An 18,030-nucleotide genomic window follows, 5' to 3' on the forward strand; every position below is an offset into this window, starting at 1 on the left:
TCGCTCATTTTTAATCCTGTGGTTGAATCTCTATTTTGCCATTTTCCACGCGAAACATCCTGCTATTTCCATCAAGCATGTCTGTTACCTGGCCGGGATTTATCGCACTGACAAATACCTGAGCTTGCGTGGATTTTAGACGTTCGGCCAGCAATTGACGGCGGCCGGCATCCAGTTCAGAGGCAAAATCATCAAGCAGATACAGACATTGTTGTCCGCTCTGTCGGGTGAAATATTCACCCTGTGCTAACCGCAGTGCGCACATCAATAATTTTAATTGACCGCGGGATAGCATATCTTCTACTGGCGTTCCTTCCGCACGGATGCGCAAATCAGCCTTATGCGGGCCGGAAGCCGTGTAGGTTAATGTTCTGTCACGCTCAAATTGGCGCTCCAGTAATTCAGCATAATCACTCTCTTTGTCCCACCCTTGTTGGAAAGAGAAGCGTAATATAAATTCAGGTAAAAACTGTTTACAGGTATCAGCAATACCTTGAGTGATGTGTGTCACATATTCAGTACGCCACTGGTTTATCTGGTTTGCCAGTGGCGCCAATTCCTGATCCCAGGGCCGTATCTGGCTGTAATGGGTGACTTGTCGTAGAGCTGCATTGCGTTGTTTAAGTAATCGTTTCAGGTTTACCCATGCGGAAAAAAAGCGTGGTTCATTGTGAAAACAACCCCAGTCAATAAAAGCTCTACGGTACTTTGGTCCGCCATTTAACAGGGTAAATCCTTCCGGGGTAATAAGCTGCATAGGTAGCATTTTGGCTAGTTCTGCAATTTTACCGCCATCGCTGCCGTCAATTCTGACTTTACTATCGCCATTACGGTTTTTACTCAGACCGATAGACAATTCTCGTTCATTCTCTCGTTGTCCCAGTCGTCCATGTAGAACAAATTCATCACAGTCATGGCGGATTGCTCTCCCTGCCTGAATGCTACGAAAAGAACGTCCATGACCCAGCGTATAAATCGCTTCCAGTACACTGGTTTTGCCGCTGCCATTAGGCCCAACCAGAAAATTAAATCCGGGAGCTAGAGGCAAATCTGCATCAGCGATATTACGAAAATCGCGGATAAGTAAACGCGTAAGAGTCATATACCTGAAATGTAGATCCTGTTACAGGCGCATTGGCATCACGACATAAGCCGCATTGTGACTGGCACAGTCTTCTATCTGAACACTGGAAATAGCATCGGTCAGCAGTAAACGAACCTCTTCACATCTTAATGTGTTGAGTACATCCAGGACATAACTGACGTTAAAACCTATTTCCATTTCAGTACCCTGATAACTAACATCTACAATCTCTTCAGCTTCTTCTTGTTCAGGGTTATTTGCTGTGATTTTCAGCTGGTTTTTACTGAAATAGAGGCGAACTCCACGGAATTTCTCATTAGAAAGAATGGCAGCGCGTGAAAAAGCCTGTTTCAACATATCACAACTGGCTTCCAGGGTTTTATCTGGGTTTTTCGGTAATACGCGGCGATAATCAGGGAAACGCCCATCCACCAGTTTAGAGGTGAAAATAAAATCGCCGACATGGGCACGAATATTGTTACTACCGATTTGTAACTGTAGCGGAGTATCGCCGCCGTCCAGCAGTCTCATCAGCTCAATAACGCCTTTACGTGGCACGATTACCGAATGGGAAGGCAGGTTTTGACCGATTCCCATAGAACAGACTGCCAGACGGTGACCATCCGTTGCCACTGTACGCAATTCTTCGCCTTCGGTTTCAAACAACATACCGTTGAGGTAATAGCGGACATCCTGATGAGCCATAGAGAACTGAGTCGATTCAATGAGACGTTTCAGTGTGGCTTGTGGCAGTGAAAATTCAACTTCACTTTGCCAGTCATCAAGATTTGGAAAATCAGCAGCAGGCAATGTGGAAAGCGAGAAGCGGCTGCGACCAGAGCGCACTAACAGGCGGTCACCATCCAGTTCCACACTGATTTCGGCACCATCCGGCAAACCGCGCCAGATATCAAAGAACTTACGGGCCGGTACAGTGGTTGCACCTTCTTCGTGTGGTAATGAAAGCGTGACACGTGCCATCATTTCCATTTCTAAATCTGTACCGGTCAACAACAGAGAACTTTCTGTTACCTGTAGTAATAAATTACCAAGAATGGGCAGAGTAGGACGCCCACTCAGAGGGCTACTGACCTGTTGCAGTGGTTTTAGTAATTGCTCACGTTCAATGATAAATTTCATAGCGCTAGGAAGACAATGTTCTGATTAAGTTAGAAAAATCCTCTTTGATGTCGTGACTTTCTTCGCGCAGTTGTTCTATTTTACGACAAGCATGCAGCACAGTTGTATGGTCACGTCCACCAAAGGCATCCCCGATTTCAGGCAAGCTGTGATTGGTTAACTCTTTTGCCAGCGCCATTGCCATTTGCCTTGGACGGGCAACGGAGCGAGAACGCCGTTTAGAAAGTAAATCGGCCACCTTGATCTTATAATACTCAGCAACCGTTTTCTGAATATTATCAATAGTCACCAGTTTTTCCTGTAGGGCTAACAAGTCACGTAATGCTTCACGTACAAAATCAATGGTAATCGCTCGACCGGTAAAATTGGCATTGGCTATTACCCGGTTCAATGCACCTTCGAGTTCACGAACATTAGAACGCAGGCGTTTAGCGATAAAGAAAGCGACTTCTCCTGGCAACTGAATTTCGTTCTCGTCGGCTTTTTTCATCAAAATAGCGACACGAGTTTCCAGTTCAGGTGGTTCAATAGCGACAGTTAAACCCCAGCCAAAACGGGATTTTAACCGATCTTCTACTCCATTTATCTCTTTTGGATAGCGATCTGATGTCAGAATAATCTGTTGATTACCTTCTAGTAATGCATTAAATGTATGAAAGAACTCTTCCTGAGAACGTTCTTTATTGGCAAAAAACTGAATATCATCGATCAGCAATGCATCGACAGAGCGGTAATAGCGTTTGAAGTCTTCTATTGCATTGTTTTGTAATGCTTTGACCATATCTTGGACAAAACGTTCAGAATGCATATAAACCACTTTGGCATTTGCCTTACGTGCCATAATACTGTTACCTACAGCATGTAACAGGTGAGTTTTACCCAAGCCAGTACCACCATAAAGAAACAGTGGGTTATAAGCACCACCGGGGTTATCTGCTACCTGTCTTGCGGCAGCTCGGGCAAGCTGGTTGGATTTACCTTCAACAAAGTTGTCAAAAGTATGTTTTGGATTAACGTTAGAGCGATAGGATAGCTCTGGTTGTACCGCAGTATTATCCCAACTGGGACGTACTGATGTGTTCTGTGGTGCAAGTGTAACCGGTGCATGAGCAACAACCCTTTGCGGCGGGCTGTTGCTTTGTGAAACAGGTTTATTGCCAACTTCGAAACGTAATAACGGTACTTCTGCTCCACAGAAGTCATTCAACAATCCATTGATATTGTTGATATACTTTTCTCTGACCCAGTCCAAAACAAACCGGTTAGGAGCATAAAGTGCCAGAGTGTTACCGCTTAGCTCTGCCTGAAGGGGGCGTATCCACATACTGAATTCTGTGGCAGGTAATTCATCCTGCAATCGGGCAAGACATTGCTGCCAAAGCGAAAGTGACACGGCGGACTCCCCTAAAACAAGGCCAATTGACAATTAAAAAAATCGGAGTGGTTAGCTCATTTATTGTATTGGGTTCAAAACAACGATTCCTTCAGGGCAAAGGAAGGATCAATTGTCATGCTTGTGGCGATTTTTAATGTTATCGCTCCCCAATGATCCTTAGATAAGATCTGGATCATGACGCGGGATCATAGCGCAAAAGGCGATACAGATCTCCATTCTTTTACACAGTTTAAGCGCTTTTTATCCACAGGGGAAAATTACCTGTGAAATAAAGGGTTGTGAAGGCGCTTAAATATGGTCATTGCATATCTCAAATAAGGATCGATGATAAATCAATATTTAAGACAAATATTGAACTGAGGATCATAACAGAGAATGAAGATCAGGTGGTGATCATTGCGCTTTACTGAGCAGTCCGTATAATACTGGACCCTGCGTGCATTGCCAGAGTTTTTTGCCGGTAGTGGCTGGTGAGAGGTTCCTGTGTAAGCATTGGCAGGTTGTCGGTAAACATTCAACTCAGTAGAAAAGCCGGTCGGCCTGTGTCATGTTTAATTGACTCAGAGCTGTACATTTTATTACAATCCCGCTTCTTTTATATTGATGTTGCGATTGAGGCGTCAGTGTCTACTTCTCACTGGCTGCTAACGCGTTTACTGAATCAGTAATAATTTTATTAGGTAGAAATCGCTATGAAACGCACTTTCCAACCGTCCGTATTGAAGCGTAACCGTTCTCACGGCTTCCGCTCTCGTATGGCCACTAAAAATGGTCGTCAGGTTCTGGCTCGCCGTCGTGCAAAAGGCCGTGCTCGTCTGACCGTTTCTAAGTAATAAAGCTAACCATCTAGTGGTTACGCTCGCTTTTCCGAGGGAGTTACGCTTGTTAACTCCCAAGCATTTCACTTATGTTTTCCAGCAACCCCAACGGGCAAGTTCACCAGAGATTACTATCCTTGGTCGCCTTAATGAGCTGGGGCATCCCCGCATCGGTCTTACCATAGCCAAGAAAAATGTTAAACGTGCTCATGAGCGTAACCGAATTAAACGGTTGGCCCGTGAAAGTTTCCGTTTGAACCAACATAGTCTGCCTCCTATGGATTTTGTGGTATTGGTTAGGAAAGGGGTTTCTGAACTTGATAACCGTGAATTAACGGAAGCTTTGGGTAAATTATGGCGTCGTCACTGTCGCTTGGTTCGCGCCTCCTGATCGGATTAATCCGTGGATATCAGTTGGTGATAAGCCCGCTGCTGGGACCCCGTTGTCGTTTTAATCCTACATGTTCTCAGTATGGCATTGAGGCATTGAGCAGGTTTGGAATGATAAAAGGCGGTTGGTTAACAGTGAAACGCATATTAAAATGCCACCCTTTACACGAAGGTGGTGATGATCCCGTCCCACCTAGAAAAAACAACGATAATAGAGAACACTAACGATGGATTCGCAACGCAATCTCCTTCTCATCGCTTTGCTGTTCGTTTCTTTCTTGGTCTGGCAAGCATGGGAAGCAGATAAAAATCCGCAACCAACTACAGTACAGGCCACGCAACAAACGGATATGCCGAGTGGTGAGAATCAGGCAGTGCCAGGCAGCGGGAAAGGTAAACTGATCACGGTTAAAACTGATGTGCTCTCTTTGACCATCAATACTCGTGGCGGTGATATTGAAGAGGCTGATTTATTAGCCTACCCTGATACTTTGGGTTCAGACCAGCCATTTAAATTGCTGGAGACAACACCTGCTTTCACTTATCAGGCGCAAAGTGGGTTGACCGGTAAAGATGGCCCGGATAACCCGACGAATAGTGAGCGTCCGCTGTATACCACAGCACAGGATAGCTATGTCTTGGCTAATGGACAGGGTGAATTACGTATCCCGATGAATTTCGTCTCTAAAGATGGCGTTGTTTATGTTAAAACATTTGTCCTGAAACGTGGTGAATATGCGATTAATGTGGATTATCGTATTCACAACACGACAGAAAAACCGTTACAGATGACCTTCTTTGGTCAATTGAAACAGAATGTTGAACTGCCAAAACATCGTGATACGGGTAGCAGTAACTTTGCACTGCATACTTATCGTGGTGCGGCTTATTCTTCAGGCGATAACAAATATAAAAAACACAGTTTCAGCGATATTGAAAGTGAACCTTTATCTGTCACCACCAAAGGCGGTTGGGTTGCAATGTTGCAGCAATATTTTGCTACGGCATGGGTTCCAGCAGCTAATGAAACCAGCACCTTCTATACTACTTCATTAGGTAAAGAGATGGCTGCGATTGGTTATAAGAGTGCGCCAATTTCTGTTGCAGCTAATAGTGAAAAAACGGTTTCTTCTACGCTGTGGATTGGTCCAGAAATTCAGGATGAAATGGCGGCAGTGGCGCCTCATCTGGATCTATCTGTGGATTATGGCTGGTTATGGTTTATCTCTCAGCCATTATTTAAGCTGCTGAAATTCCTGCATGGTTTTATTGGTAACTGGGGCTTCTCCATTATCGTTATTACCTTTATCGTGCGTGGTATCATGTATCCGCTGACCAAAGCGCAATACACCTCAATGGCGAAAATGCGTCTGTTGCAGCCTAAATTAGCGGCTATGCGTGAACGTATTGGTGATGATAAACAGCGCATGAGCCAGGAAATGATGGCGCTGTATAAAGCAGAGAAAGTGAACCCACTAGGAGGTTGTTTGCCTCTGTTGATCCAGATGCCAATCTTCCTTGCTCTGTATTACATGTTGATGGGTTCTGTTGAATTGCGTCATGCGCCATTCGCTGGTTGGATCAATGACTTGTCTGCACAAGATCCTTATTACATCCTGCCATTGTTGATGGGTGTGACGATGTTTGTCATCCAGAAAATGTCTCCGACGACCATCACTGATCCGATGCAGCAGAAGATTATGACCTACATGCCTGTCATGTTCACCATCTTCTTCTTGTGGTTCCCATCAGGTCTGGTTCTGTATTATATCGTCAGTAACCTGGTGACAATTATTCAGCAGCAGCTGATTTATCGCGGGTTGGAAAAACGTGGTCTACATAGCCGCGAGAAGAAGCCAGCGAAATAAAAATAGCTTCAACCAGTAATTCATTCTGGTAGTTGTAACATAAAAGGCGGTCATTGGCCGCCTTAACTATTTGAGTTAAAAGTAAAAGGGAGATAACCATGAATACCACCGATACGATAGTCGCTCAGGCTACCCCACCAGGACGGGGTGGTGTTGGCATCTTACGTGTTTCTGGCCCGAAAGCAGCACAAGTGGCTGAGGTGGTATTAGGTAAGTTACCCAAGCCCCGTTATGCAGATTATCTGCCATTTCGTGATGTAGATAATCGGGTACTCGATCAGGGAATTGCGATTTACTTTCCGGGACCTAATTCCTTTACTGGAGAAGATGTACTGGAGCTTCAGGGGCACGGTGGACCGGTTATTCTTGATTTACTGTTGAAACGCATTCTAACTCTGCCTGGTGTACGCATCGCTAATCCTGGTGAGTTTTCTGAACGTGCTTTTCTTAATGACAAACTGGATTTGGCTCAGGCGGAAGCCATTGCTGACTTGATTGATGCAAGTTCTGAGCAGGCTGCCCGTTCAGCGATGAATTCCTTACAGGGCGCTTTTTCTACCCAAGTTCATCAGATGGTGGAAGCACTTACTCACTTGAGAATCTATGTAGAAGCTGCGATTGATTTTCCTGATGAAGAGATCGACTTCCTTTCTGATGGGAAAATTGAAGCTAGTCTGGATAACGTCATTGCTGAACTTGATCGTGTACGTTCTCAGGCTCGCCAAGGCAGCCTTTTACGTGAAGGGATGAAAGTTGTTATTGCTGGCCGGCCTAATGCTGGGAAATCGAGCTTGCTTAATGCATTGGCAGGTCGTGAAGCTGCGATCGTTACCGATATTGCGGGTACAACCCGTGATGTGTTGCGTGAACATATCCATATTGATGGTATGCCATTGCATATCATTGATACTGCGGGTTTGCGTGAAGCCAGTGATGAAGTGGAACGTATTGGTATTGAACGAGCATGGCAGGAAATTGAACAGGCTGATCGCGTACTGTTCATGGTAGACAGTACGACAACCGATGCGATTGAGCCAGCAGAAATCTGGCCTGAATTTATGGCTCGTTTGCCAGAATCACTTCCTATCACTGTTGTCCGTAATAAAACGGATATGACCAATGAAAAAACGGCTATTACTCAAGTAAGTGGTTACTCACTAATCCGTCTTTCTGCTCGTAGCGGTGAAGGAATAGATTTACTGCGTGATCACCTAAAAGAAACTATGGGTTTCAACAGCAATACGGAAGGTGGTTTCCTGGCACGTCGTCGTCATTTACAGGCATTAAATACCGCAGCAGAGCATTTACAACAAGGCCATGAACAACTGGTGGTTGCCCGCTCTGGTGAATTGTTGGCAGAGGAGCTGCGTTTGGCACAACAAGCACTGAGTGAGATCACGGGTGAATTCACTTCCGATGATTTGCTCGGAAGGATTTTTTCGAGTTTTTGTATTGGGAAATGAAGCATCGTAAGAATAAAGTCATTGATTGATTTTAATCGTATATATTCTTTCTGTTTGTCGATGGTTTTCTGTTTTCTCAGATACTTATCTCCTCCCAAGAATGTATTATTCTGGGGGATAAATAAACATTAATGCCCCAGTGCTTTATTGATTAATTCAGCAGCAATATTGCAGCCATTGGATTTTGATATTTCAGAATGGGCACAATCTACCAGTTCTATAGTTATCTTGTCGGAAGGCTCTAATTTGTCGATAAAGTATTTTTCATCATTGGAGAAAAACAACGACGCAGGTTTTACCGGCTTCACATCCAAGTAATCGCGGATACGTGAGCCAAAGATGCAAATTGTATTCTGAACTGGCAAATGTCTATCTTCTGAAAGTCGCCATGCCACTGTAGCGCCGATACTGAATCCAACCAGTATCACAGGAGAATTGATATATGTAAGAGTGCTCCTCACTTTACATGTGTATTTCTCTATTGAGGACACGTTATGAAAATATTTGTATACTTCGTTTTTATCATTTGGAGTTTCATTCTCTTTTTCGTAGGGAGAAATGAATGACACATCATGACCTAAATGTTGTGCGATTATTTTTACGTGTTCTGAAATTCCGTGAATATCCGTTAAAAATATAAATTTCATATAATTATCATTGGCTTAGTGTAAAGTGAGAATAAAGGATATGATCGGTTATCTAGCTAAGAAAATCAATTAAATTGTGTTTAGAGAAGTTCGCGTTGGTTCTTTTAGTAAAATGGAATGATTTATGTATTATAAAATTGAGTGCTAAGTCATTTGGTTAAATAATTTGTATAAGCAACCAGAGAGGAATAAAACAATATAAACAACTTATTGTGAAAATAAAATTTCTTTATATAATTCAGCTATTAGCCATTGTTGTTTCAATAACAGATTATTTATTTTTTATTCTACTAATGAAATTATTGCTGCTTAGTGTCACTATTAATGATTGAATTTCTTGATATTGCATATTTACTCTTTGCACAACTAACGCCTTAGTCTCTCAGGATGAGTATAAACAGTTGCCCGACCGGGTTTGCAGAAACCAACTAATGTCAGATTGCATTGATCAGCGACTTCTATAGCTAACGAAGTCGCTGCTGAAACAGCAAACAGAATCTCAATACTACAGACGGCAGATTTTTGTACCATTTCATAGCTGGCGCGGCTGGATACTAAAATGGCGCCTTGCTGCCAGCCTGTTTTGGCTTTCATTCCCAGCATCTTGTCCAACGCGACGTGACGGCCTACATCCTCACAGCCACCTAATAACTCACCTTCTGGGTTGATCCAGCTTGCTACATGAGTACATCCGGTCAGTACACCAATATCCTGAATATTGGTTAATTGGGAAAGAGCATAGTCAAGATGGCTTAATGAAAAGGTTTGAGTGAAAGGCAGTGGAGTAATTGGGCGGAAAATATCAGAAAGTTGTTCTGTACCGCAGATCCCGCAGCCCGTCCGTCCTGCCATATTGCGTCTGCGCTCTTTCAAACCAGCAAAACGACGGTTGGAAAGCTCTATTTGCAACTCAATTCCACCATGACAATTGACAATAGTGTCAATACCACGAATTTCTTGTTGAGATTCAATAATGCCTTCAGAAAGTGAAAACCCAATAGCGAAATATTCAAGATCTTTGGGACTAGCCATCATCACGACATGAGAAATGCCGTTGTAGACTAAAGCAACAGGAACTTCTTCTGCTACCCAATCTGCTTTTGATGTATTGAGATGATGTTTTTGTTGCACATTCGTTTGTTTTACGCCCTTAATCACATCAAATTGTAACAATTTCCCTGATCTTGTGTTATGCATTAGACGAATGACCTAATAGTATTACTACATAATAATTATGTGGAAAAAAGAGTCTATACTATTTATCAGGCAATGAATCTGATCCCGCTATGGAAAGTGGTTAATAAAAGAAAACACATTCAGGATTTTTCCCGTGAGGGAATGGGCGTATGTTTAAAACAATGTGAGTGAGGAGATCCCCATGCAAGTCAGCAGAAGACAGTTCTTTAAGATCTGCGCTGGCGGTATGGCGGGTACGACGGTGGCGGCGTTGGGCTTTGCTCCAACCGTAGCTCTTGCACAAACACGTAACTATAAACTATTGCGTGCGCGTGAAACCCGGAATACCTGTACGTACTGTTCTGTCGGTTGTGGGTTGTTGATGTACAGCCTTGGTGATGGCGCAAAAAATGCGAAAGAGAGTATTTTCCATATTGAAGGCGATCCTGATCATCCGGTAAATCGAGGCGCACTTTGCCCGAAAGGGGCTGGTCTGGTTGATTTTATCCACAGCGAAAGTCGCCTGAAATATCCGGAATATCGTGCTGCGGGTTCTGATAAATGGCAACGTATCACTTGGGATGAGGCATTTGATCGCATTGCTAAGTTAATGAAAGCAGACCGTGACGCTAATTTCATTAAAACCAATCAAGATGGTGTTACGGTCAATCGCTGGCTGACGACGGGTATGTTGTGCGCATCTGCTTCCAGTAATGAAACCGGCTATTTAACCCAAAAATTTAGTCGCGCTCTCGGCATGCTTGCCGTAGACAACCAAGCGCGTGTCTGACACGGGCCAACGGTAGCAAGTCTTGCTCCAACATTTGGTCGCGGTGCGATGACCAACCACTGGGTTGATATTAAGAACGCGAATCTGATCGTCGTTATGGGGGGAAATGCCGCTGAAGCGCATCCTGTGGGGTTCCGCTGGGCAATGGAAGCGAAAATTCATAATAACGCTAAGTTAATCGTGATCGATCCACGCTTTACCCGTACGGCATCTGTGGCAGATTTCTATACCCCGATCCGTTCCGGTACTGATATTGCTTTTCTGTCAGGTGTGATTTTATACCTACTAACCAATGAAAAGATTAATCGCGAATATGTTGAAGCATATACCAACGCTAGTCTTATCGTGCGTGAAGATTACTCGTTCGATGATGGTTTATTCAGCGGTTATGATGCAGAAAAACGTCAATACGACAAAACCAGTTGGAATTACGCACTGGATGAAAACGGCTTTGCTCAACGTGATATCACACTGAGCCATCCACGTTGTGTATGGAGTCTGTTGAAAGAGCACGTTAGCCGTTATACGCCCGATGTCGTCAGTAATATTTGTGGCACGCCAAAAGATGATTTCCTGAAAGTCTGTGAATATATTGCCGAGACTTGCGTTAAGGACAAGACCGCTTCTTTCTTATACGCACTGGGTTGGACTCAGCACTCGGTTGGTGCACAGAACATCCGTACTATGGCCATGATCCAGCTTCTGCTGGGTAACATGGGTATGGCTGGTGGCGGTGTTAATGCATTGCGTGGTCACTCGAATATTCAGGGGTTGACTGATTTGGGGCTGTTATCACAGAGCTTGCCGGGATACTTGACATTGCCGTCAGAAAAACAAGCCGATTTGCAAACTTATCTACAGGCAAATACGCCAAAGCCCATGTTGCCGGGTCAGGTTAACTACTGGGGTAACTATCCGAAATTCTTTGTCAGTCTGATGAAGAGTTTTTACGGCGACAATGCCCGTAAAGATAACGACTGGGGTTTTGACTGGTTACCGAAATGGGACAAAAGTTATGATGTCCTGCAATTTTTCGAAATGATGTCGAATGGTGAAGTGAATGGCTATATCTGTCAGGGCTTTAACCCGGTTGCATCATTCCCGAATAAAAACAAAGTGGTTGATGCACTGTCGAAGCTGAAATTCTTGATCACTATTGATCCACTTAATACTGAAACGTCAACTTTCTGGCAGAACCACGGTGAATTTAATGAAGTTGATTCAGCTAAAATTCAAACAGAAGTTTTCCGTCTACCGTGTTGCTGTTTTGCAGAGGAAAACGGTTCGATTGTTAATTCTGGTCGCTGGTTGCAATGGCACTGGAAAGGTGCTGATGCTCCGGGAGAAGCTATCGGTGATGCGGAAATTCTTTCTGGTATCTTCAAACGTATGCGCGATATGTACCTTACAGAAGGAGGCGCATTACCTGAGCAGGTACTGAATATGACCTGGGATTACTTCAACCCGGATAGTCCCACATCGGAAGAGGTGGCTCAGGAGAGCAATGGCCGGGCATTGGTTGATCTAATTGATGCTGATGGCAATGTCATTGTGAAGCAAGGCCAGCAGTTGACTTCTTTTGCGCAGTTACGTGATGACGGCACGACGGCTAGTGGTTGTTGGATCTTTACCGGGAGCTGGACGCCAGAAGGTAATCAGATGGCTCGTCGTGATAATTCTGACCCATCAGGCTTGGGTAATACGCTGGGTTGGGCGTGGGCTTGGCCGTTAAATCGTCGTATTTTGTATAACCGCGCATCGGCTAATCCGCAGGGTAAACCGTGGGACCCGAAACGCCAGTTACTGGCGTGGAATGGTGCTAAGTGGGGAGGTGTTGATATTCCTGATTACAGCATGGCTGCACCGGAAACAGAGGTTGGTCCGTTTATCATGCAACCGGAAGGTATGGGGCGTTTGTTTGCTATTGATAAAATGGCAGAAGGCCCATTCCCTGAACACTACGAACCCTTTGAAACGCCGTTAGGCACTAATCCGTTGCATCCGAATGTGGTTTCTAATCCGGCTGCCCGGGTGTTCAAAAGCGATTTTGAGGCTATGGGTAAACCAGATAAATTCCCTTACGTGGGGACCACTTATCGCCTGACAGAACATTTTCACTATTGGACGAAACATGCATTGTTGAACTCGATTATCCAGCCTGAGCAGTTTGTGGAAATTGGTGAAAAACTGGCGGAGAAAAAGGGCATCAAACACGGTGATACCGTCAAAGTGAGCTCTAATCGTGGCTACATCAAAGCGAAAGCGGTTGTAACCAAACGTATTCGAACCCTGAATGTACAGGGCCGCGAAGTGGATACTATTGGTATTCCAATTCATTGGGGATTTGAAGGGGCAGCGAAAAAAGGCTTTATTGCCAATACGTTGACACCATTTGTTGGTGATGCAAACACACAAACGCCTGAATTCAAAGCGTTCCTGGTTAATGTGGAAAAGGTGTAAAGGGGAAAAATTATGTCACTGCAAACTCAAGGCATCATTCGTCACTCTGCCACCCACTCCTTCACTCCTGCGCCACGGGTGCGGATGACCAACAAGAAGTTGCGAAGCTGATTGATGTAACAACGTGTATCGGTTGTAAAGCCTGTCAGGTGGCTTGTTTGGAACGATATCCGTGATGAAATTGGTTATAACGTTGGTGTAATAGTGGTAAAGAAAACATTCTTATAATTATTATCAGCAAAATATGCTCCAGCAATAGGTGTCAATACAATAGCAGCATTCTGTGAGAATGAATAATTGTAGAATGCTTTCTTTAATTTTCTTTTAGGTATTATTTCAGACAAGATATCACGAGTAAATGGTTTTGCAATTGCTTTTGATATTGCTAATGTTGAAAAAAATAATAGCCAAGAATAGAATCCAGAGAATAGGATTAGAAATGAGAAGGAAATAGCTCTTAATAGGCAGGGTATTAAAAATATCCATCCTTTACTGAGTTTGTTTAGTTTATTTTTAATTGTCTTGGTCGTATACGCCATCAGGATATTGAAGAATCTCATGGTTTAACGCTTTATTTTTTAATATGTTTCTGTTTAAAGCGATAAGTATAAATATAGCATCGGACTACTGTTCTAATAGGACTTATTCGAGAGGGTTAATTCACATGTATGATTATTCAACACATAATATTTGGAGAGAGTGATTTATATGTTCTTCCCTTTATCTGATTATGAATTTTCTGGCCTGCTCTACGGTATTGTGCTTTGTCTTATGGGATTGGATATATATTGCATATCTTTGGATTTTCAATAAAAACTTTGATCATTCAACTTATTATTATTTTTAACTAAAATTAAAATTGGCATCAAGTTCTGATGCCAATTTTATATCTGTTACGTATATTTCTCCGAGATATAATATGTATATCGTTATCTTTGGTAGATATCTATGATTACCTATAATTTATTTTATGCCTAGTTCTATAATTGAAGACACTTCATTTATATCTTTAGTGTCTTTAATGACAAGCCCGGCCTGATTAGCCAAATATTCGATCTCTTCCAGGTAACGTTCTTTTCCTAAGAATAATGTATCCATTAATATGTCTAAAGAGATGACCATTTTAGATTGTGGTTTTTTCATGAAGCTTATCAATAAAACAGTGGCACCAGTATTCATCGCTTTTCGGCAGTTTTCTAAAATTAATATCGAATCATTATCGGACCAATCATGGATAATATTCTTTAAAATATATAAATCATAACCTGATGGAATTGATTTTAGAAAATCTCCATTTATAAAATCTATATTTTCTGAAACAGGAATTTCATTATATCTGTCTAATACAGCGTAATGTTTTCCTTTTACTTTTTTACTCATTTTTACCAGAAGATTTCCTTCTCCACCTCCAACATCTAATATTCTGTTGTGTTTACTAAAATCATAAATATCAAGTAATTTTTCAACTATTTTGTCTGAGGTTTTTGACATGGAAGAGTCAAAATTTGATTTGAGCAATTTGTTACTATTTAAATGTTCGAAGAATGGTTTCCCATGTGTTATTTCAAATGCTGATTTACCTTTGTTCTCAAGTAAGGATTTTGGGTACATTGACCAAGCGTTCCAGCAATCTGAGCTAAGTTCCCACTTTAGTATTAATGATTCCATGCTTTCAGGATCTGCAAGTGCACTGCATTCATCAGAAAGAGCGACTTCACGGTTGTTACTGACTAATACCCCTATTTCAATTAAGAAATCACATAATCGGCTAAGACGAGAATTATCAATATTACATTTTCGGGAAAGTTCGTCTATATCTACATAGGCTCCATTTTTAAAGTGAACAGATAAACCTGTGTCAACGAAAGCATAGATTGCGGCTGATTTTCTATATGATGTAATAAGTTCGTCTAACATTGAATTATCCTTTATGATTATAAAGAAATGAGGAATTTTCTCTAAATTACAGATAATACTCTTGGATATCGTGACAACATGTTTTTACCAAAATGTAATTATTAAATTTGATATCTTTTGCTAATTATATAATAAAGATTAAATTCTCCTTTGGTAATTGTTTGGTCCATCTTAATGATGGATTTATAGAAGTAAACGATTAACTGTCAGACTATATTAAGTTTGATAGAAATAAATGAGTAAGATCACAGTTAACTCTTTTCAGGATTTTTGAAAGTTAAATAAGATAAAATAACTTGGTGTATTTTATCTGCTTGAAATTGTCAGCGTGCTTTTTTCTCCGATATGAAATAAAACATGGCATCAGATATCTTGATGCCATGTTTTAAATATATGTTTCTCTACGTTGGAATATCCATATGGTTATCTGGGTGAATAATATTTAATTTCTATAATTTATTTTACCCCTAGTTTAATAAATGAAAATGATTCATCTATATCTTCAGTTTCTTGAATGATGAGTCCTGCTTGGTCAGCCAAATACTCGAACTCAGTCAAATAACGTTCTTTCCCTAAAAGTATCACATCCATGAATATATCCATAGACTTAGCTATATTCGCTATAGGGGACTGTGGTTTTTTCATTATGGTGATCAATAAGAGAGTGGCGTTATCATCCATCGCTTTCCGGCAATTCTTCAAAATTAATATTGAGTCATCATCAGACCAATTATGGATGACATTCTTTAAAATATATAGGTCATAACCTGATGGAACTGATTTCAGGAAATCTCCATTTATAAAATCCATATCTTCTGAAACAGGCATTTCATTATATCTGTCTAATACGGTGTAATGTTTTCCTTTTACCTTTTCATTGATTTTTACCAGAAGATTTCCTTCTCCTCCGCCAAGATCTAATATTTTGTTATGTTTGCTGAAATCATAAATTTCAAGTAACTTTTTAGCTAATTTGTCCGAGTTTCTTGACATTAAAGAATCAAAATTTGATTTTATTAATTTATTATTGTCCAAATACTCGAAGAATGGCTTACCATTCGCTATTTCTAATGCTGACTTGTTATCATTTTTCAGTAAGGATTCTGGATACGCTAACCAAGAATTCCAGTTATATGAGCTAACTTCATATTTTACTAATAATGACTCTAGACTGTTAGGATCTGCAAGTGCACTGCATTCATCAGAAAGGGCAACTCCATGGTTGTTGCTAACCAATACCCCGATTTCAATTAAAAAATCACATAATCGGCTGAGGCGAGAGTTATCAATACCGCATTTATGGGAAAGTTCACCTATATCTACATAGATCCCATCTTTAAGATGAACAGATAATCCTGTATTAACAAGAGTATAGATTACTGCTGATTTTCTATATGATCTAATAAGTTCGGTTAGCATTGAGTTATCCTTTATGATTATAAAGAAATGAGTGTTTTATTTAGATTACAGAATGTTATTAATATCTTGGAATAATATTTCGACCAAAATATTATTATTAATTTTAATATATTTTCCTAATCAGATAATGAAGGTTGAATTCTCCTTTGATAATTGTTTCGTTAACCTTTATGACGCATTAAACTATCAACAGTTAGACTATATTAAATCTAATAAAAAGAAATGACGAAGATCACAATTAACTCTTTTAAATATATTTTTAAATTAAATGAAATAATATTCTGTAGTAAAATGTTTTTTTAAAAATTATTTATGTAAAAAAGGATAATTATAAAGTCTGGGGAGTTACAGGTGCTTTTTGAATATGCTGGCTACCATTCAGCACATAATTTCCAGTATTTTCACCATAATTTCTATATTCTCTCTGTGGCTCAGAGTCCGCTTTTGATCTATGCTGAATGCTAAAAATAGGCTTAGGATTATTATTAACCGGAAAGCCGTATAACAGATAACAGGAAGATAGAGCTTAATGAGTATTCGCATCGTTCCTAAAGAGCAATTGAGTAAAGAGCGTGTCAATGAAAAAGCAGCAGATTATATCCCGCCACTGCTTTTTGTTAATCTGAAAAACCTCTATCAACGTCGTGCTGAGCGTCTTAAACAACTGGCTGTAGATAATCCATTTGCGGACTATCTTAGCTTTGTAGCAGACGTTGTTCAGGCCCAGCAAAAAGCGTTACATGACAATCCCCTGAAAATAGAGATGACAGATATTTTGGAAAAATCTGCTGCTGAGGGTAAACCTCCTCTGGATTGTAAAATATTCCCACGTACTGAGCACTGGCAAAAATTGCTTTACTCTTTGATAGCAGAATTACTGCCTGATGCTCCGGAACATATCAGCATCGCTTTGGATAATCTGGAAAAAGCGTCGGAGCAGGAACTGGAACAGATGGCTGATGCTTTGCTGAAAAATGAATTTAGTAAAGTCAGCCCTGAAAAAGCACTATTTATCTGGGCTGCACTTTCCTTGTATTGGACACAAATGGCAAATCAAATCCCAGGAAAGGCGCGGGCAGAATATGGTGAACATCGTCAGTTCTGTCCTGTTTGTGGCAGTATGCCAGTTGCCAGTGTTGTGCAGATTGGAACCATTAATGGGCTGCGTTACCTGCATTGTAGTCTGTGTGAAAGTGAATGGCATGTGGTACGGGTGAAGTGCAGTAACTGTGAACAGACTTATGATCTCAATTATTGGTCGCTGAATAGTGAACAAACAGCAGTGAAAGCGGAAAGTTGTGGTGATTGTGGCAGTTATCTAAAAATCCTCTATCAGGAAAAAGATCCAAAAGTTGAGGCTATTGCTGATGATCTGGCTTCACTGATCCTTGATGCCAAAATGGAAGAGGAAGGTTTTGCCCGCAGTAGTATCAACCCATTTCTGTTCCCAAATGAGTAACGG

General features: G+C 41.3%; 15 protein-coding genes and 1 pseudogene. 8 read left to right on the top strand and 8 right to left on the bottom strand.

The features are described 5' to 3' along the window. Positions 1–10: 10 nt before the first annotated feature. The 3 genes from recF to dnaA are packed head-to-tail and all read right to left on the bottom strand — an operon-like array spanning position 11 to position 3,617. Positions 11–1,102 carry a DNA replication/repair protein RecF gene (recF, locus tag C5469_RS07240; protein ID WP_166304362.1) on the bottom strand — a complete coding sequence of 364 codons (1,092 nt, stop codon included), beginning with the start codon at positions 1,100–1,102 and terminating at the stop codon, positions 11–13. A 21-nt stretch (positions 1,103–1,123) separates the two neighbouring features. Further along, entirely contained in the window at positions 1,124–2,224 is a 1,101-nt protein-coding gene (gene dnaN / locus C5469_RS07245; RefSeq protein ID WP_166304365.1) for a DNA polymerase III subunit beta, read from the bottom strand. Positions 2,225–2,228: 4 nt separating this feature from the next. Next, on the bottom strand, positions 2,229–3,617 hold the full coding sequence (gene dnaA / locus C5469_RS07250; RefSeq protein ID WP_166304368.1) for a chromosomal replication initiator protein DnaA: 1,389 nt from the start codon (positions 3,615–3,617) through the stop codon (positions 2,229–2,231). Positions 3,618–4,312: 695 nt separating this feature from the next. Between dnaA and rpmH the strand changes: the two genes are divergently transcribed. The 5 genes from rpmH (at position 4,313) to mnmE (ending at position 8,159) form a co-directional block, all read left to right on the top strand. Next, entirely contained in the window at positions 4,313–4,453 is a 141-nt protein-coding gene (gene rpmH / locus C5469_RS07255) for a 50S ribosomal protein L34 (RefSeq protein ID WP_054478628.1), read from the top strand. Positions 4,454–4,469: 16 nt separating this feature from the next. Then, positions 4,470–4,829, top strand: a complete 360-nt coding sequence (gene rnpA / locus C5469_RS07260; RefSeq protein ID WP_072161867.1) for a ribonuclease P protein component — start codon at positions 4,470–4,472, stop codon at positions 4,827–4,829. Beyond that, a complete protein-coding gene (gene yidD, locus C5469_RS07265; protein ID WP_166304370.1) occupies positions 4,793–5,053 on the top strand; it encodes a membrane protein insertion efficiency factor YidD in 261 nt (86 codons plus the stop codon). The genes rnpA and yidD overlap by 37 nt, the downstream gene beginning before the upstream one ends. 2 nt (positions 5,054–5,055) lie before the next feature. Further along, on the top strand, positions 5,056–6,696 hold the full coding sequence (yidC, locus tag C5469_RS07270) for a membrane protein insertase YidC (protein ID WP_166304373.1): 1,641 nt from the start codon (positions 5,056–5,058) through the stop codon (positions 6,694–6,696). A gap of 98 nt (positions 6,697–6,794) precedes the next feature. Continuing rightward, the gene (gene mnmE / locus C5469_RS07275) at positions 6,795–8,159 is read left to right on the top strand and encodes a tRNA uridine-5-carboxymethylaminomethyl(34) synthesis GTPase MnmE (protein ID WP_166304376.1); all 1,365 of its coding nucleotides are present in this window, start codon (positions 6,795–6,797) and stop codon (positions 8,157–8,159) included. A 128-nt stretch (positions 8,160–8,287) separates the two neighbouring features. Here the strand turns inward: mnmE and C5469_RS07280 are convergent, their stop codons facing one another. Both C5469_RS07280 and fdhD read right to left on the bottom strand, forming a co-directional pair. Further along, positions 8,288–8,806, bottom strand: a complete 519-nt coding sequence (locus C5469_RS07280; RefSeq protein WP_166304378.1) for a hypothetical protein — start codon at positions 8,804–8,806, stop codon at positions 8,288–8,290. A 366-nt stretch (positions 8,807–9,172) separates the two neighbouring features. Beyond that, positions 9,173–10,003: a formate dehydrogenase accessory sulfurtransferase FdhD gene (fdhD, locus tag C5469_RS07285; protein WP_166304381.1), complete on the bottom strand. Its 831-nt coding sequence runs from the start codon at positions 10,001–10,003 to the stop codon at positions 9,173–9,175. Between the two features lie 181 nt (positions 10,004–10,184). Between fdhD and fdnG the strand changes: the two genes are divergently transcribed. Beyond that, complete coding sequence (fdnG, locus tag C5469_RS07290) at positions 10,185–13,232, top strand: formate dehydrogenase-N subunit alpha (protein WP_166304384.1); 3,048 nt, start codon at positions 10,185–10,187, stop codon at positions 13,230–13,232. Positions 13,233–13,244: 12 nt separating this feature from the next. After that, a pseudogene (locus tag C5469_RS07295) lies at positions 13,245–13,433 on the top strand (formate dehydrogenase subunit beta); the annotation flags it as partial. On the opposite strand, the gene C5469_RS07300 reads toward C5469_RS07295, so the two are convergent. From C5469_RS07300 to C5469_RS07310, 3 genes are all read right to left on the bottom strand, one after another. Further along, entirely contained in the window at positions 13,418–13,771 is a 354-nt protein-coding gene (locus tag C5469_RS07300) for an MFS transporter (protein WP_166304229.1), read from the bottom strand. The pseudogene C5469_RS07295 and the gene C5469_RS07300 sit on opposite strands and share 16 nt — an antisense overlap. A gap of 424 nt (positions 13,772–14,195) precedes the next feature. After that, a complete protein-coding gene (locus C5469_RS07305; RefSeq protein WP_166304387.1) occupies positions 14,196–15,149 on the bottom strand; it encodes a methyltransferase in 954 nt (317 codons plus the stop codon). Positions 15,150–15,605: 456 nt separating this feature from the next. Beyond that, positions 15,606–16,568 (bottom strand): methyltransferase, encoded by a 963-nt coding sequence (locus C5469_RS07310; RefSeq protein WP_166304390.1) that lies wholly within the window; start codon positions 16,566–16,568, stop codon positions 15,606–15,608. 529 nt (positions 16,569–17,097) lie between these two features. Here C5469_RS07310 and fdhE point away from each other — a divergent pair. After that, complete coding sequence (fdhE, locus tag C5469_RS07315; protein ID WP_166304393.1) at positions 17,098–18,027, top strand: formate dehydrogenase accessory protein FdhE; 930 nt, start codon at positions 17,098–17,100, stop codon at positions 18,025–18,027. Positions 18,028–18,030 lie beyond the last annotated feature (3 nt).

It is taken from the genome of Photorhabdus cinerea (genome assembly GCF_011189575.1).
GTDB classification, from domain to species: domain Bacteria; phylum Pseudomonadota; class Gammaproteobacteria; order Enterobacterales; family Enterobacteriaceae; genus Photorhabdus; species Photorhabdus cinerea.

Bases quoted from the DNA above. Each gene is read 5' to 3' on its own strand.
- recF (WP_166304362.1), bottom strand. From the start codon at position 1,102: ATGACTCTTACGCGTTTACTTATCCGCGATTTTCGTAATATCGCTGAT.
- dnaN (WP_166304365.1), bottom strand. From the start codon at position 2,224: ATGAAATTTATCATTGAACGTGAGCAATTACTAAAACCACTGCAACAG.
- rpmH (WP_054478628.1), top strand. From the start codon at position 4,313: ATGAAACGCACTTTCCAACCGTCCGTATTGAAGCGTAACCGTTCTCAC.
- yidD (WP_166304370.1), top strand. From the start codon at position 4,793: ATGGCGTCGTCACTGTCGCTTGGTTCGCGCCTCCTGATCGGATTAATC.
- yidC (WP_166304373.1), top strand. From the start codon at position 5,056: ATGGATTCGCAACGCAATCTCCTTCTCATCGCTTTGCTGTTCGTTTCT.
- mnmE (WP_166304376.1), top strand. From the start codon at position 6,795: ATGAATACCACCGATACGATAGTCGCTCAGGCTACCCCACCAGGACGG.
- C5469_RS07280 (WP_166304378.1), bottom strand. From the start codon at position 8,806: ATGAAATTTATATTTTTAACGGATATTCACGGAATTTCAGAACACGTA.
- fdhD (WP_166304381.1), bottom strand. From the start codon at position 10,003: ATGCATAACACAAGATCAGGGAAATTGTTACAATTTGATGTGATTAAG.
- C5469_RS07300 (WP_166304229.1), bottom strand. From the start codon at position 13,771: ATGGCGTATACGACCAAGACAATTAAAAATAAACTAAACAAACTCAGT.
- C5469_RS07305 (WP_166304387.1), bottom strand. From the start codon at position 15,149: ATGTTAGACGAACTTATTACATCATATAGAAAATCAGCCGCAATCTAT.
- C5469_RS07310 (WP_166304390.1), bottom strand. From the start codon at position 16,568: ATGCTAACCGAACTTATTAGATCATATAGAAAATCAGCAGTAATCTAT.
- fdhE (WP_166304393.1), top strand. From the start codon at position 17,098: ATGAGTATTCGCATCGTTCCTAAAGAGCAATTGAGTAAAGAGCGTGTC.